Raw genomic sequence first — 16,324 nt, forward strand, 5'->3', positions numbered from 1 at the left:
GCCGGCACGAGTCGCGCGTACCGCTTCTAAAAGCGCCACCGCGGCGAACCGAAGCCTGAGAATAAGCCCGATATTGTACTTGCGAAGAGATTAGATGCCCTTGTCCGACCGCCGCCTGGCCTCCGTACCCGACGCTCCCGACGCAGCCGACGATCCCGGCACGCCGGTCGCCAGGCCGCGCGGACGGACAAAAACGGGCGGCGTCGAACCGGCTGAAGCGCTCAAAAAGCCGGCGCCGCCGTCGAAACCCGCCGACAAGCTCGCGAAACTCGGCCTCAAATCCGACATTGATCTCGTGCTGCATCTGCCGATGCGCTACGAGGACGAAACCACGCTCACGCCCATCGGCGAACTGATTCCCGGCGACAACACGCAAACGGAAGGCGTCGTCTTCGAGAACGAGATCGCGTACCGGCCGCGGCGCCAGTTGCTCGTGAAAATTCAGGACGACGCCGGCGATCAGCTCACGCTGCGCTTTCTCAATTTCTACGGCTCGCAGGTCAAGCAGATGGCGGTCGGCGTGCGCCTGCGGGTGCGCGGCGACGTGCGCGGCGGATTTTTCGGACTGGAGATGGTGCATCCGGCGCTGCGTCCCGTCGAGGAAGACGCGCCGCTGCCGCAGGCGCTCACGCCGGTTTATCCGAGCACGGCGGGCGTGTCGCAGGCGTATCTGAGGAAGGCGATTGATAGCGCGCTCAAGCGCGTTTCGCTGCCGGAACTACTGCCGGAGAAGATCGCGCGCGCGTACTTGCAGCCGCTCGGCGTGCCCGAACTGCTCGATGCCGTGAAAACGCTGCATCATCCGCGCGCCGATTCCGACGAAACCGCGCTCGTCGACGGCACGCATCCGGCGTGGACGCGCATCAAGTTCGAGGAACTGCTCGCGCAGCAGCTGTCGCTCAAGCGCGCGCACGAGGAGCGCCGCACGCGCGCCGCGCCGGCGATGCCGCGTCGCTCGCTCGACGAACCCGCGTCGCTATCGGCGCGCTTTTTGAAAGCGCTGCCGTTCGCACTGACCGGCGCGCAGCAGCGCGTGTGCGCGGCGATCGCGGGCGACCGGCCGCTGCCGCATCCGCGGCAGCGTCTTGTGCACGGAGACGTCGGCAGCGGCAAGACCATCGTCGCGGCGCTCGCGGCGGCGCAGGCGATCGACGCCGGTTATCAGGCCGCATTGATGGCGCCGACCGAAATCCTCGCCGAGCAGCACGCGCGCAAGCTGCGCGGCTGGCTCGAACCGCTCGGCGTGACGGTCGCGTGGCTCGCGGGCAGCCTGAAGGCGAAGGACAAGCGCGAGGCGCTTGCTGCGGCGGCCTCGGGCGGCGCGCAACTCGTGATCGGCACGCACGCGATCATCCAGGACGCGGTGGAGTTCGCGCGTCTAGGGCTCGTGATCGTCGACGAACAGCATCGCTTCGGCGTCGCGCAGCGGCTCGCACTGCGCGCGAAGGCGCAGAACGCCGCCGACGGCCGGCGCGATTTCCAGCCGCATCAGCTGATGATGTCCGCGACGCCGATCCCGCGCACGCTCGCGATGACCTATTACGCCGATCTCGACGTCTCCACCATCGACGAACTGCCGCCCGGCCGCACGCCGATCCTGACCAAGCTCGTCTCCGACGCCCGCCGCGACGAAGTGATCGGCCGCGTGCGCGAGGCGGCGCTCACGGGGCGCCAGGTGTACTGGGTGTGTCCGCTGATCGAGGAGAGCGAGACGCTGCAATTGCAGACGGCCGTCGAAACCTACGAGACGCTTTCCGCCGCGTTGCCGGAATTGCGCGTCGGGCTGGTTCACGGGCGGCTCGCGCCGGCCGAGAAAGCCGCCGTCATGGACGCCTTCACGCGCAACGAGGTGCAACTGCTCGTCGCGACGACGGTGATCGAAGTGGGCGTGGACGTGCCGAACGCGTCGCTGATGGTGATCGAGCACGCCGAGCGCTTCGGGCTCGCGCAGTTGCATCAGCTACGCGGGCGGGTCGGGCGGGGGAGCGCCGCGTCCGTGTGCGTGCTGGTGTACGCGGGGCCGCTCTCGCAGACCGCGCGCGCGCGCCTGCAGACGATGCGCGAAACCACGGACGGCTTCGAAATCGCCCGGCGCGACCTCGACATTCGCGGTCCCGGAGAATTTCTGGGCGCGCGCCAGTCCGGCGAGGCGATGTTGCGTTTCGCAAGCCTGGAGAACGACGGCTGGCTAATCGACCCGGCGCGCGCGGCGGCGGACCACATGCTCAAGGAGTTCCCCGAGGCCGTCACGCGCCATCTGACCCGCTGGCTCGGCGCGCGCGAACAGTACCTGAAGGCATAGGCGTTGAACTCGGCGCGCGCGTGTCGGTCCCTATTTCACCCGGCGCCGCGCCCGCACGGCCGATCAGTTGGCGAATCGTCTTCGCGGGTGTATAAGTCAAACCTATCGACTCAACGTCTTTCATTGGTCCCCAATGACGCTCACTGAATTGAAGTACATCGTCGCGGTGGCCCGCGAACGGCACTTCGGCCGCGCCGCCGAGGCATGCTTCGTCAGCCAGCCGACCTTGTCGGTGGCGATCAAGAAGCTCGAAGACGAGCTCAACGTGCAGATTTTCGAACGCGGCACGAGCGAAGTCAGCGTCACGCCGATCGGCGAGCAGATCGTCACTCAGGCACAGCGCGTGCTCGAACAGACGCTCGCCATCAAGGAAATCGCCAAGCAGGGCAAGGACCCGCTCGTGGGTCCGCTGCGTCTCGGCGTGATCTACACGATCGGGCCGTATCTCTTGCCGACGCTCGTCAAGCAAATGATCCGCAACGTCCCGCAGATGCCGCTGATGCTGCAGGAAAACTACACGCTCAAGCTGATCGAGCTGCTGAAACAGGGCGAAATCGACGTCGCGATCATGGCGCTGCCGTTTCCCGAAACCGGCCTGATGGTGCGCGCGCTCTACGACGAGCCGTTCGTCGTCGCGATGCCGTCGGGGCACGCGTGGGAAAACCGCAGCAAGATCGATCCCGACGATCTGAAGCAGGAAACCATGCTGCTGCTCGGCAGCGGTCACTGTTTCCGCGATCACGTCCTCGGCGTGTGTCCCGAGCTGATGCGCTTTTCGCAGAACGCCGACGGCATTCAGAAGACGTTCGAAGGATCGTCGCTCGAGACGATCCGGCATATGGTCGCGAGCGGTGTCGGCATTACCGTGCTGCCACGCATGTCGGTGCATGAAGTGAAACCGCATGCGGGCGGCATCGATGCGGGCCTTCTCAGCTACGTTCCGTTCGACGAGCCGGTGCCGGACCGCCGGGTCGTGCTCGCGTGGCGCAAGAGTTTCACGCGGATGGCCGCCATCGACGCCATCTCCGACGCCATCGCCGCCTGCGATCTGCCCGGCGTCAAGAAACTCGATATGCCTGTCGCCGTCAACTGACCGCACGCCGCGCCTCGTTCGAGGCGCGATTTTTCATGCGCTTCCTGTTTTCATCGCGTGAGTCGGCGTCTATCGAATAGATAAAATTTATCGAATTCGAAATGAGAATAGAATTTGTTAAGATCTTGCATGACCTAAGGAGAATGCAATGACCCAAGCGCTGATGACGATCGAACAGGCCGTGGAGCGGATCGAGGCAAAAAGCCGCAGGGCGTCGCGCGGCGTGCGCGTCGCGCTGGCTTTCGGGATGATCGCGGCAGGGTATGGCGCGATCGTCGTCGAGGCGTTGCGCGCGGGCGGCGCAGGTGCGTTCGCCTGAATCCGGCGGCACGCGATGCGCCGCAAAGGCGCGTCGCAGCAAGGCTTGCGGCCTCGCCGGGCAGCCAGGCGGGCAGCCAGGCGGCCAACGTTTCTAAGATAAACTGTCGAACGCTCGAACGGCTGCGTCTGGAACAACCGGCGAGGCGCGGCGCGTTCGCACCGTTCGTATCACTCTCTCACGGAGTCATCATGGCGAAGAAAGAAACTGCACCGGCTGTGAACATCGGTATCAGCGACAAGGATCGGAAGAAGATCGCCGACGGCCTCTCGCGTCTGCTCGCGGATACCTACACGCTGTATCTGAAGACGCACAATTTCCACTGGAACGTCACGGGGCCGATGTTCAACACGCTGCACCTGATGTTCGAGACGCAATACAACGAACTGGCACTGGCCGTCGATCAGATCGCGGAACGCATCCGCGCGCTCGGCGTGCATGCGCCGGGCAGCTATCGCGAGTTCGCGAAGCTTTCGTCGATTCCGGAAGCCGATGGCGTGCCCGCGGCCGAAGAGATGATCCGCCAGCTGGTGGCAGGACAGGAAGCGGTGGTGCGCACGGCACGCGAGATTTTCCCGACGACCGATGCCGCCAACGACGAGCCGACCGCCGATCTGCTGACGCAGCGCATGCAGACGCATGAGAAGACCGCGTGGATGCTGCGCGCGATGCTCGCTTGATGATTTGACTCGACGTTGCGGTTCACAGGCCCCCGTGCTCGCTGGAGTGCGGGGGTTTTTGCTTTTGGGGCGGCGGTTTCGCGCTGCTCTAAAATACGGCATCGCCCTCATTGTCCGCGCCCATGTTCGCCCGCCTTCCGCTCTACCTGCGCCTCGTGCGCCTCGACAAGCCCATCGGCAGCCTGCTGCTCCTGTGGCCGACGCTCAACGCGCTGTGGATCGCGTCGGACGGCCATCCTTCGCCGATGCTGCTCGTCATCTTCATCGTCGGCACGATCCTGATGCGCTCGGCCGGCTGCGCGATCAACGATTACGCCGACCGCGACTTCGATCGCCATGTGAAGCGCACCGAGAACCGGCCGCTGACGTCGGGAAAGATTCAGGCGTGGGAAGCGGTCGTGCTCGCGGCGGCGCTTTCGATCGTCGCGTTCCTTTTGATTCTGCCGCTCAACACGCTGACGAAGGAACTCTCGGTGTTCGCGCTTTTCGTCGCGGGAACCTATCCGTTCACCAAGCGCTTCTTCGCGATTCCGCAGGCGTATCTCGGCATCGCGTTCGGATTCGGCATTCCGATGGCGTTCGCCGCCGTCCAGGACCAGGTGCCGATGCTCGCGTGGATCATGCTGATCGCCAACGTGTTCTGGTCGGTCGCGTATGACACCGAATACGCGATGGTCGATCGGGACGACGACATCAAGATCGGCATTCGGACGTCCGCGCTGACTTTCGGGCGCTACGACGTGCTGGCCGTGATGGTCTGCTATGCGGTGACGCTGGCGATTTACGTGGGGATCGGGATTGCGCTTAAGTTCGGCTGGATGTACTGGCTCGGCTGGGCGGCGGCGGCGGGATGCGCGGTCTATCACTACGGGCTGATTCGCAACCGCGAACGCATGCCTTGCTTCGCTGCGTTCAAGCACAACAATTGGCTGGGCGGGATGCTGTTTGCGGGGATCGCGTTGCACTATGCGCTGGGAGCGTGATGGCGCGCGCGGGACGGTTGAGGGGTCGGAACGACGCAACAGGCAGGCGACGCACATAGCGCACGCGGCACGGCGTTTGCTGCACTCATGGACAAGCAGGCGTCGATCGTCTGTGTCTATATTCCAGTCCGATCAAGGAGGTACGGATCATGAGCAAGGCAACCAGCACATTCATCGCGGCCCTCGCCGCACTCACGCTGTCGGGCGGTGCTTATGCACAGGCGGCCGGCGGATCGAGCGGCAGCGGTTCGACAGGCAGCACGGCCAGTCCGTCCAATCAGATGAACGCCGCGCCGGGCCAGATGAACGGCGCTACGGGCGGCTACGGCACGCCGGGCATGACGAACTCGGATAGCGGTGCGCGCGCCATGTCGCCGAATTCGGGCCTGCCGAGCAACAACAACAGCGCGACCTCCGGCACCAGCGCTCCCCCGAGCAACAACACGCTCGCGACCCCGAGCGTTAAGTCGCCGGCTGCGCAGTAATCGCGGTTAAAACGCGAGGCGGATTACGCTTCGATCGTCTGGGGCGCATGAGCGGTTGCGACCTGCGCCCCAGAACGGCTTCGTCACGTAAAGCGCCAGGCTCGCCTCAAGCGTTGCCCAACTCGTCGCCCATTTCCTTCGCCCTGGCGTCGGCCGCGAGCGCGCCGCGCACGATCGCATCCTTGACGCCCGACGCATCGAACGAAGCCAGCGCCGCCGCCGTCGTGCCGCCCTTCGACGTCACGCGCTCGCGCAGCACACTTGCCGGCTCGCCCGACTGCGCCGCCAATTGCGCCGCGCCCGTGAATGTCGCGACCGCGAGCGCGCGTCCTTGCTCTTCGTCCATGCCGAGCTGGCGCGCCGCTTCCTGCATCGCTTCGATGAAATAGAACACGTAAGCCGGCCCGCTTCCCGAAATGGCCGTGACCGCATCGATCTTCGCTTCGTCGTCGAACCAGACTGTCGAGCCGACCGCCTCCAGCACCTGCGACGCCAGCGCCTTTGCGGCGTCGTCGACGCCCGGCAGCGCGGCCAGTCCCGTCACGCCCATGCCGATCAGCGCGGGCGTATTCGGCATCGTGCGCACGATGCGCGCATAGCCGCCAAGCCAGCGCGACAAATCGCTCGCACGAATCCCGGCGGCGATGCTGATCACGAGTTGCCGCGACAGATGCGGCGCCAGCGACGAAGCCACCTCTTTCAGCACCTGCGGCTTGACGGCGAGCAGGATCGCGTCGAACCCGGCGAGCGTCCCGTCGACGGCACCGCCCGTCGCGATGCCGAACTGCTGCGCCGTGCGCGCGCGGGCTTCGTCGTTGATGTCGATCGCGTAGAGATCCGCCGGCGCGACGCCGCGCTTGATGAGTCCGCCGATGAGCGCGGCGGCCATGTTGCCGCCGCCGATGAAGGCAATTTTCATGGTGAGTTCAGTGAAACGTCAGTGTGAGTAATCGCGTGCGCCGAAGATCGCCGTGCCGATGCGGACCATCGTCGCGCCTTCGAGCACGGCCGCTTCCAGATCGGCCGACATGCCCATCGACAGCGTGTCGAGCTCGAGCCCGTCGGCGCGCAATGTCTCCATCAGCGCGCGCAGCCGGGCGTGCGGGGCGCGTTGCGCATCGAGCGTCGCGGCGGGCTCGGGAATCGCCATCAGGCCGCGCAGCCGCAGGCCGGGCAGGGCGGCGATCCGGTGCGCGAGCGCGACCGCTTCGGCCGGTTCCACACCGCTCTTCGATTCCTCGCCGCTCACGTTTACCTGCAGGCAGACGTTGAGCGCGCGCGCGCCTTGCGGACGCTGATCGGAGAGCCGCTCGGCGATCTTCAGCCGGTCGACGGAATGCACCCAGTCGAACTGCTCCGCGACGAGCTTCGTCTTGTTCGATTGCAGCGGCCCGATGAAATGCCATTCGATCTCGCCGCGCAATTCAGCGAGCGCCTCGATCTTCGCGAGCGCTTCCTGCACGTAGTTTTCACCGAATGCGCGCTGGCCGGCGTCGAACGCGGCGCGGACATCGTCGGCGGGGAAGGTCTTGGAAACGGCGAGAAGCGCGATCGAAGCCGGATCGCGCGACGCGGCAGCGGCTGCCTGCGCGATGCGCTGCCGGACTTCATCGAGATGTTGAGCAATATCGGACATGGCGAAGTGCGGCTTCAGGCGTTGCAAAGCGTCGATTATACGGAACGCCCGGCGCGCGACCTCACCCGTAAAGCAGATGTTCGAGCAGTTGAATCCAGTGCGTGACGGGCGTCGACGTGCCGCTCTGCAAATGCGCGATGCACCCGACATTCGCCGATACGATCAGTTGCGTCTCCAGCTTGTCGAGCTTGTCGAGCTTCTGGTCGCGAAGCTGGTACGAGAGCTTCGGCTGCAGCACGGAATACGTGCCGGCCGACCCGCAACAGAGATGGCTGTCGACGGGCAGGCGCACTTCGAGGCCGAGCGAGGTCAGCAATTGCTCGACGTGTCCGCGAATCTGCTGGCCGTGTTGCAGCGTGCAGGGCGGATGGAACGCGACCGTATGGACACCGCGGCGGCGCGCGAGCGTCAAGAGTTGTTCCGCGTAAAGCGGCAGGATTTCGGCGAGATCGCGCGTAAGGTCGACGATGCGCCGCGCCTTCTCCGCGTATGCCGGGTCGTTGCGCATCAGGTGCGCGTATTCCTTCACCGTGGCGCCGCAGCCCGACGCGTTCATCACGATCGCCTCGACGCCGTTCTCGATATACGGCCACCACGCGTCGATGTTGTTGCGCACATCGTCGAGCGCGTCGTCGTTGTAGCCGAGATGCAGGCGGATCGCACCGCAGCAGCCGGCATCGGGCGCCGTGACGATCTCGATGTCGAGCGCATCGAAGACGCGCATCGTCGCCGTGTTCACGTTCGGCATCATCGCGGGTTGCACGCAGCCCGACAGCATCAGCATCTTGCGCTCGTGCTTGCGCGTGGGGATCGCGAGCGGCCGCTCGGCCTGCGGAATCTTCGCGCGCAGCTTGCGCGAAAGCAGCGGCCGGAACTGCTGTCCGAGCTTCATCGCGGGCGTGAAGAGCGTGCTGTTCGGCAGGAAGTTCGCGAGCAGCTTGCGTTGCACGCGCTGCCTGAGCGGCCGTTCGACCTTCTCCTCGACCACCTTGCGCCCGATCTCGACGAGCCGTCCGTACTGCACGCCCGACGGGCACGTGCTCTCGCAATTGCGGCAGGTGAGGCAGCGATCCAGATGCAGTTGCGTGCTGCGCGTGACGGGCGCGCCTTCGAACATCTGCTTCATCAGGTAGATGCGTCCGCGCGGGCCGTCGAGTTCGTCGCCGAGCAGTTGATAGGTCGGACAGGTCGCCGTGCAGAAGCCGCAGTGAACGCACTTTCGCAGGATGGCATCGGCTTCGTCGCCATCGGGCGTATCGCGGATGAAATCGGCGAGATTGGTTTGCATCGCTTGGGGTTCGTCGGCTCAGAAGTCGGGATAGAGACGGCCGCGATTGAAGATGCGCGCGGGATCGAAAGCGGCTTTCAGGCCGCGATGTATCTTCATCAGCGGCGCGGGCAGCGGCGTGAAGACGCCCGCGTTGCGATCGTAGGCGCTGCCCGCGCGGAAGATCGTCGCGTGGCCGCCGGCCTGCTTTGCGCTGATGCGCACGGTCTGCGGATCGGTGTCGGTGATCCACCAGCGCTGCGAGCCGCCCCATTCCATCAGTTGCGCGCCCGGCAGATGCAGCGGCTCGGCGATCGACGGCAGCGCGAGACGCCAGAGCGCCGACTTCGGCTCGATCACGGCGAAGAACGGATCGGTCTGCTCGCGCAGGCCGATCCAGAAGCGATCGGCCTCCACCGCATCGACGACTTCGCCGCCGAGCGACGTGCGCGCCGACTTCACCGCCGCCTCCGCGCCCGCGAGCCGCAGCGCGAGCGTGCCGTCGCGCCAGGCGCTGCCGGTGATCGGCAACGGATGACCGCCCCATTCGTTGAGCTTGCGCACGCCGTCGGTCGCGTGCATGTCGAACTTGAGCGTGGCTTCGGCGACCGGCCGCGGCAGCACCTTGATCGACAGTTCGAGGATCAGCCCGAGTGTGCCGAGCGAACCGGCGAGGAGGCGCGAGACGTCGTAGCCCGCGACGTTCTTCACCACTTGACCGCCGAAATGCAGCACCTGCCCGTGCCCGTTCATCACGACCGCGCCGAGCACGAAGTCGCGCGGGGCGCCGGTCCACGCGCGGCGCGGGCCCGCGATGCCCGCCGCGATGCAGCCGCCGATGGTCGCGTCGCGCCCGAAGTGCGGCGGCTCGAACGGCAGCATCTGGTCACATTCGAGCAGCGCTGCTTCGACTGTTTCAAGCGGCGTGCCGGCCTTCACGGTCATGACGAGTTCGGCCGGGTCGTAGGCGATGATGCCGCGATGCGCACGCGTTTCGAGAACCTCACCTTGCAGCGTCTGACCGTACCAGTCCTTCGTGCCGCCGCCGCGGATGCGAAGCGGCGTCCCGGTTCCGGTGGCATGGCGAATCTGTTCCGACCAGCCGGCGACGATGTCGTCGTGTTCCATGGTGTCCTGCTTCTCGTGGCTCGTCGATCGATTGTACCGGCCGGTTCAGCCCCGACGCCTCGGGTGAAACGTGGATAGCAGCGTGGCGGCATCCCGTCAGAAGCGTGGAATCTCCGGATGCGGCAGCAGTCCGCCGCGAATGTGCATCTTGCCGTACTCCGCGCAGCGCGCGCGGGTTGGAATGCCCTTGTCGGGATTGAGCAGACCGGGCGGGTCGAACGCGCGCTTGACCGCGTGGAACGCGTCGCGTTCTTCCGGCGAAAATTGCACGCACATCGAATTGATCTTCTCGATGCCGACGCCATGCTCGCCCGTCACCGTGCCGCCCAGTTCGACGCACGTCTCCAGGATGTCGGAACCGAATGCCTCGGCGCGGTGCCATTCGTCGAGGTCGTTGCCGTTGAAGAGAATGAGCGGGTGCATGTTGCCGTCGCCGGCATGGAACACGTTGATGCACCGTAGAGCGTACTTCTTCTCCATCTCCTCGATGCGCGCGAGCAGCGGCCCGATCGCGCGGCGCGGCACGGTGCCGTCCATGCAGTAGTAGTCCGGCGAGATGCGGCCCGCCGCCGGAAACGCGTTCTTGCGCCCCGACCAGAACTTGAGCCGCTCGGCTTCGGAGCGCGAGATCTGGATGCGCGACGCGCCATGTTCGCGCAGCACCGCCGTCATCCGGACGATCTCTTCCGCGACTTCGTCGTAGGTGCCGTCGGATTCGCAGAGCAGGATCGCGGCGGCGTCGAGGTCGTAGCCCGCGTTCACGAATTCCTCGACGGCGCGCGTCGCGGGCTTGTCCATCATCTCCAGGCCGGCGGGGATGATGCCCGCCGCGATGATCGCCGCGACCGCGTTGCCGCCTTTCACGACATCGTCGAAGCTTGCCATGATGACTTGCGCGGTCTGCGGCTTCGGGATCAGCTTGACGGTGATTTCGGTGACGATCGCGAACATGCCTTCGCTGCCGATCAGCACCGCGAGCAGATCGAGCCCCGGCGCATCCGGCCCGAGCGAGCCGAACTCGACGACATCGCCTTCCATCGTCACCGCGCGCACGCGCAGGACGTTGTGGACGGTGAGGCCGTACTTCAAGCAATGCACGCCGCCCGAATTCTCGGAGACGTTGCCGCCGATCGTGCACGCGATCTGCGACGACGGATCGGGCGCGTAGTAGAGGCCATAGGGCGCGGCGGCTTCCGAGATCGAAATGTTGCGCACGCCCGGCTGGACGGTCGCGGTGCGCGCATACGGATCGACTTCGACGATCTTCCGGAAGCGCGCGAGCGACAGCACGATGCCGTGACGGATCGGCATCGCGCCGCCGGAGAGGCCCGTGCCCGCGCCGCGGGGGACGATCGGCACGTCGAGGCGATGACAGATCTGCACGACGCGCTGGACCTGCGCCTCGGTCTCCGGCAATGCGACCGCGAGCGGCAGCCGGCGATACGCGGCGAGACCGTCGCACTCGTAGGCGGCGGTGTCTTCGTCGCGAAACAGCAGGCAATGCGTGGGAAGCACGGCCATCAGCGCCTGAACGACTTCGCGCTGGCGCTGTTCCAGCACATCCGGCGTGAGCTCGGTGGGTGCGTTCATGTCTCCTCCAGGCGCTTGATTTCGAATCGGGCCGGTGCCAGTGATGCCGCTCGCCGGCCCGTCATGCGCGTTGCGGCGCGTCTGCGGCTGAAGGCCACGCCCCTATGCCGCGAAGGAAAAGATCTTGCCGGGATTCATCAGGTTTTTCGGATCGAGCGACTGCTTGATGGCGCGCATCACGCCGATCGCGTCCTCGCCGTGCTCCTCGACGAGAAAGCCGATCTTGTGCAGCCCGACGCCGTGCTCGCCCGTGCAGGTTCCGCCCATGCGCAGCGCGCGCTGCACGATGCGGTGATTGATCGCCTCGGCTTCCTCGATCTCTTCCGGTTTCGCCGGATCGAGCAGCATCGCGACGTGGAAATTGCCGTCGCCCACGTGCCCGACGATCGGACAGGGCAGCGACGACTTCAACAGATCCTGCTCCGTCTCCACCACGCATTCGGCGAGCCGCGAAATCGGCACGCAGACGTCGGTCGTTACCGCGCGGCAGCCGGGCTTCAGTTGCAGCATCGCGAAGTAGGCGTTGTGGCGCGCGTTCCAGAGACGGCTGCGGTCTTCGGGACGCGTCGCCCATTCGAAGTCCGCGCCCGAATTCTGCGCGACGATGTCCTGCACAATGCCCGCTTGTTCCGCGACGCCCGCCTCCGAGCCGTGGAATTCGAAGAACAGCATCGGCGATTCGCGGAAGGTGAGGTTCGAATGACGGTTGATCGCGCGCACGGCGAGCGAATCGAGGAACTCGACGCGCGCGATGGGCACGCCCATCTGAATGGTTTCGATGACGGCGCGCACCGCATCGCCCATCGACGGAAACGCGCACACGGCCGCCGACACCGCTTCCGGCTGCGGATAAAGGCGCACGGTGATTTCGGTGATCACGCCGAGCGTGCCTTCCGAGCCGACGAAAAGACGCGTGAGGTCGTATCCCGCCGACGATTTGCGCGCCCGCGTGCCGGTCTTGATGACGCGGCCGTCGGCGAGCACGACGGTGAGCGCGAGCACGTTCTCGCGCATCGTGCCGTAGCGCACGGCGTTGGTGCCCGACGCGCGCGTCGCGGCCATGCCGCCGATGCTCGCGTCCGCGCCCGGGTCGATCGGGAAGAAGAGGCCGGTATCGCGCAGCGCTTCGTTCAACTGCTTGCGCGAGATGCCCGGCTGCACGGTGACGGTCAGGTCTTCGGCGTTGATCGAAAGAACCTGGTTCATTTCCGACAGGTCGATCGACACGCCGCCTTGCACCGCGAGCAGATGGCCTTCGAGCGACGAGCCGTTGCCGTAGGGGATGATCGGCACGTCGTATTGCCCGCAGAGCGTCACGATCGACTGCACTTCTTCCGTGCTGCGCGCGTAGACGACGGCATCGGGCAATTGCGGGTCGAACGGGGATTCGTCGCGGCCATGATGTTCAAGCACGGCGTGGGCGCTGGTTGCGCGCTCGCCGAAGCGGGACTTGAGCGCATCGAAGAGCGCGGCGGGGAACGGGCGACGGACGGCCAGTGGCGGTACGGGGTGATTCACGTTGTTGTCTCCGGACGGCGGCCGCGCGTGGCGTGGCGGCCCTGTTATTGGGCGATGCTTTTTATTCGCGTACGGCGCCGGCGCACGTTCGACAAACGCCTGGGCGCCTAAAGGATATTTTCCGACCATTTTACGCCGATACACCCTCGCCCGCCGCCCCTCGCGCGGCACCTATAATGGACCGCGCATTCACGATGATCGGAGAGAAGCGATGGGCCACCGCCTGAGCAAGATAGCGACGCGCGCCGGCGACGACGGCACGACCGGTCTCGGCGACGGCAGCCGCGTGCAGAAGGACGACGCGCGGATCGCGGCGATCGGCGACGTCGACGAGCTGAATTCGCAGCTCGGCGTCTTGCTGTGCGAGCCGCTGCCGGGCAACGTGCGCGCGGCGCTCGTCGATATTCAGCACGATCTCTTCGATCTCGGCGGCGAGCTGTGCATCCCGGGGCATTCGATGATCGAGGAAACGCATCTCGCGCGGCTCGACGAATGGCTCGTCGACTACAACGCGACGCTGCCGCCGCTGAAGGAATTCATCCTGCCGGGCGGCTCGCGCGCGGCGGCGCTCCTGCATGTCGCGCGCACGGTGTGCCGGCGGGCAGAGCGCGCGATCGTGGCGCTCGGGCGCGTCGAGACGGTCAACGACGCGCCGCGGCAGTACGTAAACCGGCTGTCGGACCTGCTGTTCGTCTTCGCGCGCGTGATGAATCGCGTGGATGGCGGCACCGATGTGCTGTGGGAGCACGAGCGGCGCAAGTAGGCAATGAGCCGGCCGGCGGTGTGCAGCTGCGACAAGATCGCGCAATCAGCGCCTGATTAAAAGATGTAGCATCAGCGCATCTTTTAAGGAGATTGCACGCATGACCACGCTGACCGCCGACCAGATCGCCCGCGTCAAGGCCACGGCTCCGGTTCTCGCCGAATACGGCACGACCATCACGAAGCACTTCTACAAGCGGATGTTCGCCAACCATCCCGAGTTGAAGAACGTATTCAACCAGGCGCACCAGCAAAGCGGCAGCCAGCCCGAAGCGCTCGCGCGCGCGGTCTACGCTTACGCGGCCAACATCGACAATCTCGGGGCGCTCGGCGGCGCCGTCGCGCATATCGCGCACAAGCACGCGAGCCTGAACATCCGCGCGGAGCATTACCCGATCGTCGGCGAAAATCTGCTCGCGGCGATTTCCGAAGTGCTCGGCGACGCCGCCGACCAGCCGACGCTCGACGCCTGGGCCGCCGCCTACGGCCAGCTTGCCAACATCCTGATCGGCGCGGAGCAAAAGCTCTATGACGGCGCGCCGTGGAGCGGCTTCCGGCCGTTCGTCGTCGTGCGCAAGGAAATGGAAAGCGACGAAATCACGTCGTTCTATCTGAAGCCGTCCGACGGCGGCAAGGTCTGCGATTTCGCGCCCGGCCAGTACGTGAGCGTGAAGCGCTTCGTGCAGGCGGTCGGTGTCGATCAGCCGCGCCAGTATTCGCTCTCCGACGCCCCGAACGGCGAGTGGCTGCGCATTTCGGTGAAGCGCGAGCAGCCGGCCGAACGGCCCGCCGGACATGTCTCGAACGGTCTGCACGACGATGTCGTCGCCGGCTCGATCGTCGAGGTGAGCGCGCCGATGGGCGAATTCTCGCTGGATCGTTCGAAGACGACGCCTGTCGTGCTGATGAGCGCCGGTGTCGGCATCACGCCGATGGTGTCGATGCTGGCGTCGCTCACTGGCGAGGGCAGCGCGCGGCAGGTGGCGTTCGTGCATGCGTGCCGGCACGGCGGCGTGCACGCGTTCAAACACTGGCTGAAGGAGATCGTCGCGCGGCATCCGAGCGTCTCGCGGACGGTGTTCTACGAGTCGCCGCGTGCGGCCGACCGTCAAGGCGTGGATTTCGATTTCGACGGGCGCATGGCGTGGGCGAAGTTCGTGAGCCTCGCGCTCTTGCCGGACGCCGACTATTACGTCTGCGGCCCGCTCGCGTTCATGCGCGAGCAGGTCGCGGCGCTGCACGCGGCGGGCATTCGCGCCGAGCGCATTCATACCGAGATCTTCGGCTCGGGCATGCTCGACTGACGCGCCTCAAATGACAAAAGGGCTGCGAATGTCGCAGCCCTTTTGCATCGCGAGTGCTGACGCGCTCAGTTCCCTCCGCCGCGCACGACGCGCCGCTCTTTCACGCTTTGCGCCAGACCTTCGAGCACCCTCACGCTTTCCTCCCAGCCGATGCACGCATCGGTGATGCTCTGCCCGTAGGTCAGCTCGCAGCCTTCCTTCAGATCCTGCCGCCCGGCGACGAGGTGCGATTCCACCATCACGCCGACGATCCGCTCGTCGCCCGCCGCCATCTGCCGCCCGATGTCCGCGCACACCGGAATCTGGTTCTCGTGCTTCTTCGAGCTGTTCGCGTGGCTCGCGTCGATCATCAGGCGCGCCGCCAGTCCGGCCTTCCCGATGTCGCTGCAGGCGGCATCGACGCTCGCCGCGTCGTAGTTCGGCGTCTTGCCGCCGCGCAGGATGATGTGGCAGTCCTCGTTGCCGGCCGTCGAGACGATCGCCGAATGGCCGCCCTTCGTCACCGAGAGGAAATGGTGCGGCTGCGACGCGGCCTTGATCGCATCGACGGCGATCTTCACGTTGCCGTCCGTGCCGTTCTTGAAGCCGACCGGGCACGACAGCCCCGACGCTAGCTCGCGATGCACTTGCGATTCCGTCGTGCGCGCGCCGATCGCGCCCCACGAGATCAGGTCGGCGATGTACTGCGGGCTGATCATGTCGAGGTATTCGGTGCCCGCGGGCAGGCCCATCTCGTTGATGTTCAAGAGCAATTCGCGCGCGGCGCGCAGACCGTCGTTGATCTTGAAGCTGTTGTCGAGATGCGGATCGTTGATGAGGCCTTTCCAGCCGACCGTCGTGCGCGGCTTTTCGAAGTACACGCGCATCACGATTTCCAGTTCGCCGGCGAAGCGCTTGCGTTGCTCGACGAGCCGGCCCGCATATTCCAGCGCCGCCTTCGGATCGTGGATCGAGCACGGCCCGATGATGACGATCAGGCGGTCGTCCATGCCGTGCAGGATGCGGTGCATCGACTGCCGGGCGGTGTAGATCAGCTCCGATACGGGCTCGCCGAGAGCGAATTCGCGGATCAGGTGCGCGGGCGGGGTCAGTTCTTTCAATTCGCGGATACGGACGTCGTCGGTGTTATGCGGGGGCATTACGGTTCTCCAGGAACGCTCGTTAGCGTCGATTTCTTGAGTGCTTGTGCCGGGCCGGGGCGAAAAAAAACCGCCAGACTCGGCTGGCGGTTTTTCGGGAATTTCGGGTTCTGCGTAC

The 16,324-nt window shown here is 65.7% G+C and carries 15 protein-coding genes; 8 read left to right on the plus strand and 7 right to left on the minus strand.

Annotation, left to right across the window (positions count from 1 at the left end):
- Positions 1 to 94 precede the first annotated feature (94 nt).
- The 6 genes from recG to QCE48_RS02155 all read left to right on the plus strand — a co-directional run bounded on the left by recG (position 95) and on the right by QCE48_RS02155 (position 5,862).
- A complete protein-coding gene (gene recG / locus QCE48_RS02130; protein ID WP_309794066.1) occupies positions 95 to 2,302 on the plus strand; it encodes an ATP-dependent DNA helicase RecG in 2,208 nt (735 codons plus the stop codon).
- Positions 2,303 to 2,435: 133 nt separating this feature from the next.
- Complete coding sequence (locus tag QCE48_RS02135; protein WP_087633049.1) at positions 2,436 to 3,395, plus strand: hydrogen peroxide-inducible genes activator; 960 nt, start codon at positions 2,436 to 2,438, stop codon at positions 3,393 to 3,395.
- 148 nt (positions 3,396 to 3,543) lie between these two features.
- Positions 3,544 to 3,714 (plus strand): hypothetical protein, encoded by a 171-nt coding sequence (locus QCE48_RS02140; protein WP_309786379.1) that lies wholly within the window; start codon positions 3,544 to 3,546, stop codon positions 3,712 to 3,714.
- A 191-nt stretch (positions 3,715 to 3,905) separates the two neighbouring features.
- The gene (locus QCE48_RS02145; RefSeq protein WP_309786378.1) at positions 3,906 to 4,394 is read left to right on the plus strand and encodes a Dps family protein; all 489 of its coding nucleotides are present in this window, start codon (positions 3,906 to 3,908) and stop codon (positions 4,392 to 4,394) included.
- Positions 4,395 to 4,516: 122 nt separating this feature from the next.
- The gene (ubiA, locus tag QCE48_RS02150; protein WP_309786377.1) at positions 4,517 to 5,377 is read left to right on the plus strand and encodes a 4-hydroxybenzoate octaprenyltransferase; all 861 of its coding nucleotides are present in this window, start codon (positions 4,517 to 4,519) and stop codon (positions 5,375 to 5,377) included.
- 149 nt (positions 5,378 to 5,526) lie between these two features.
- Positions 5,527 to 5,862 (plus strand): hypothetical protein, encoded by a 336-nt coding sequence (locus QCE48_RS02155; protein ID WP_309786376.1) that lies wholly within the window; start codon positions 5,527 to 5,529, stop codon positions 5,860 to 5,862.
- 106 nt (positions 5,863 to 5,968) lie between these two features.
- Here QCE48_RS02155 and proC read toward each other — a convergent pair whose 3' ends face one another.
- The 6 genes from proC to QCE48_RS02185 all read right to left on the minus strand — a co-directional run bounded on the left by proC (position 5,969) and on the right by QCE48_RS02185 (position 13,001).
- On the minus strand, positions 5,969 to 6,781 hold the full coding sequence (gene proC, locus QCE48_RS02160; RefSeq protein WP_309786374.1) for a pyrroline-5-carboxylate reductase: 813 nt from the start codon (positions 6,779 to 6,781) through the stop codon (positions 5,969 to 5,971).
- 18 nt (positions 6,782 to 6,799) lie between these two features.
- A complete protein-coding gene (locus tag QCE48_RS02165) occupies positions 6,800 to 7,498 on the minus strand; it encodes a YggS family pyridoxal phosphate-dependent enzyme (RefSeq protein WP_309786373.1) in 699 nt (232 codons plus the stop codon).
- Positions 7,499 to 7,559: 61 nt separating this feature from the next.
- Entirely contained in the window at positions 7,560 to 8,786 is a 1,227-nt protein-coding gene (gene glcF, locus QCE48_RS02170) for a glycolate oxidase subunit GlcF (protein ID WP_309786372.1), read from the minus strand.
- An 18-nt stretch (positions 8,787 to 8,804) separates the two neighbouring features.
- Positions 8,805 to 9,893, minus strand: coding sequence for a glycolate oxidase subunit GlcE (gene glcE / locus QCE48_RS02175; protein ID WP_309786371.1), 1,089 nt, complete (start codon positions 9,891 to 9,893; stop codon positions 8,805 to 8,807).
- 96 nt (positions 9,894 to 9,989) lie between these two features.
- Positions 9,990 to 11,483: an FAD-linked oxidase C-terminal domain-containing protein gene (locus QCE48_RS02180; RefSeq protein ID WP_309786370.1), complete on the minus strand. Its 1,494-nt coding sequence runs from the start codon at positions 11,481 to 11,483 to the stop codon at positions 9,990 to 9,992.
- A 102-nt stretch (positions 11,484 to 11,585) separates the two neighbouring features.
- Entirely contained in the window at positions 11,586 to 13,001 is a 1,416-nt protein-coding gene (locus QCE48_RS02185) for an FAD-linked oxidase C-terminal domain-containing protein (RefSeq protein WP_309786369.1), read from the minus strand.
- A 211-nt stretch (positions 13,002 to 13,212) separates the two neighbouring features.
- Here QCE48_RS02185 and QCE48_RS02190 point away from each other — a divergent pair, with 211 nt between their 5' ends.
- Positions 13,213 to 13,764 (plus strand): cob(I)yrinic acid a,c-diamide adenosyltransferase, encoded by a 552-nt coding sequence (locus QCE48_RS02190; protein ID WP_309786368.1) that lies wholly within the window; start codon positions 13,213 to 13,215, stop codon positions 13,762 to 13,764.
- A gap of 70 nt (positions 13,765 to 13,834) precedes the next feature.
- A complete protein-coding gene (gene hmpA, locus QCE48_RS02195) occupies positions 13,835 to 15,067 on the plus strand; it encodes an NO-inducible flavohemoprotein (protein ID WP_404983324.1) in 1,233 nt (410 codons plus the stop codon).
- A 65-nt stretch (positions 15,068 to 15,132) separates the two neighbouring features.
- Here the strand turns inward: hmpA and aroG are convergent, their stop codons facing one another.
- A complete protein-coding gene (gene aroG, locus QCE48_RS02200; RefSeq protein ID WP_309786366.1) occupies positions 15,133 to 16,206 on the minus strand; it encodes a 3-deoxy-7-phosphoheptulonate synthase AroG in 1,074 nt (357 codons plus the stop codon).
- Positions 16,207 to 16,324 lie beyond the last annotated feature (118 nt).

Source organism: Caballeronia sp. LZ024 (assembly GCF_031451455.1).
Taxonomy (GTDB): Bacteria; Pseudomonadota; Gammaproteobacteria; order Burkholderiales; family Burkholderiaceae; genus Caballeronia; species Caballeronia telluris.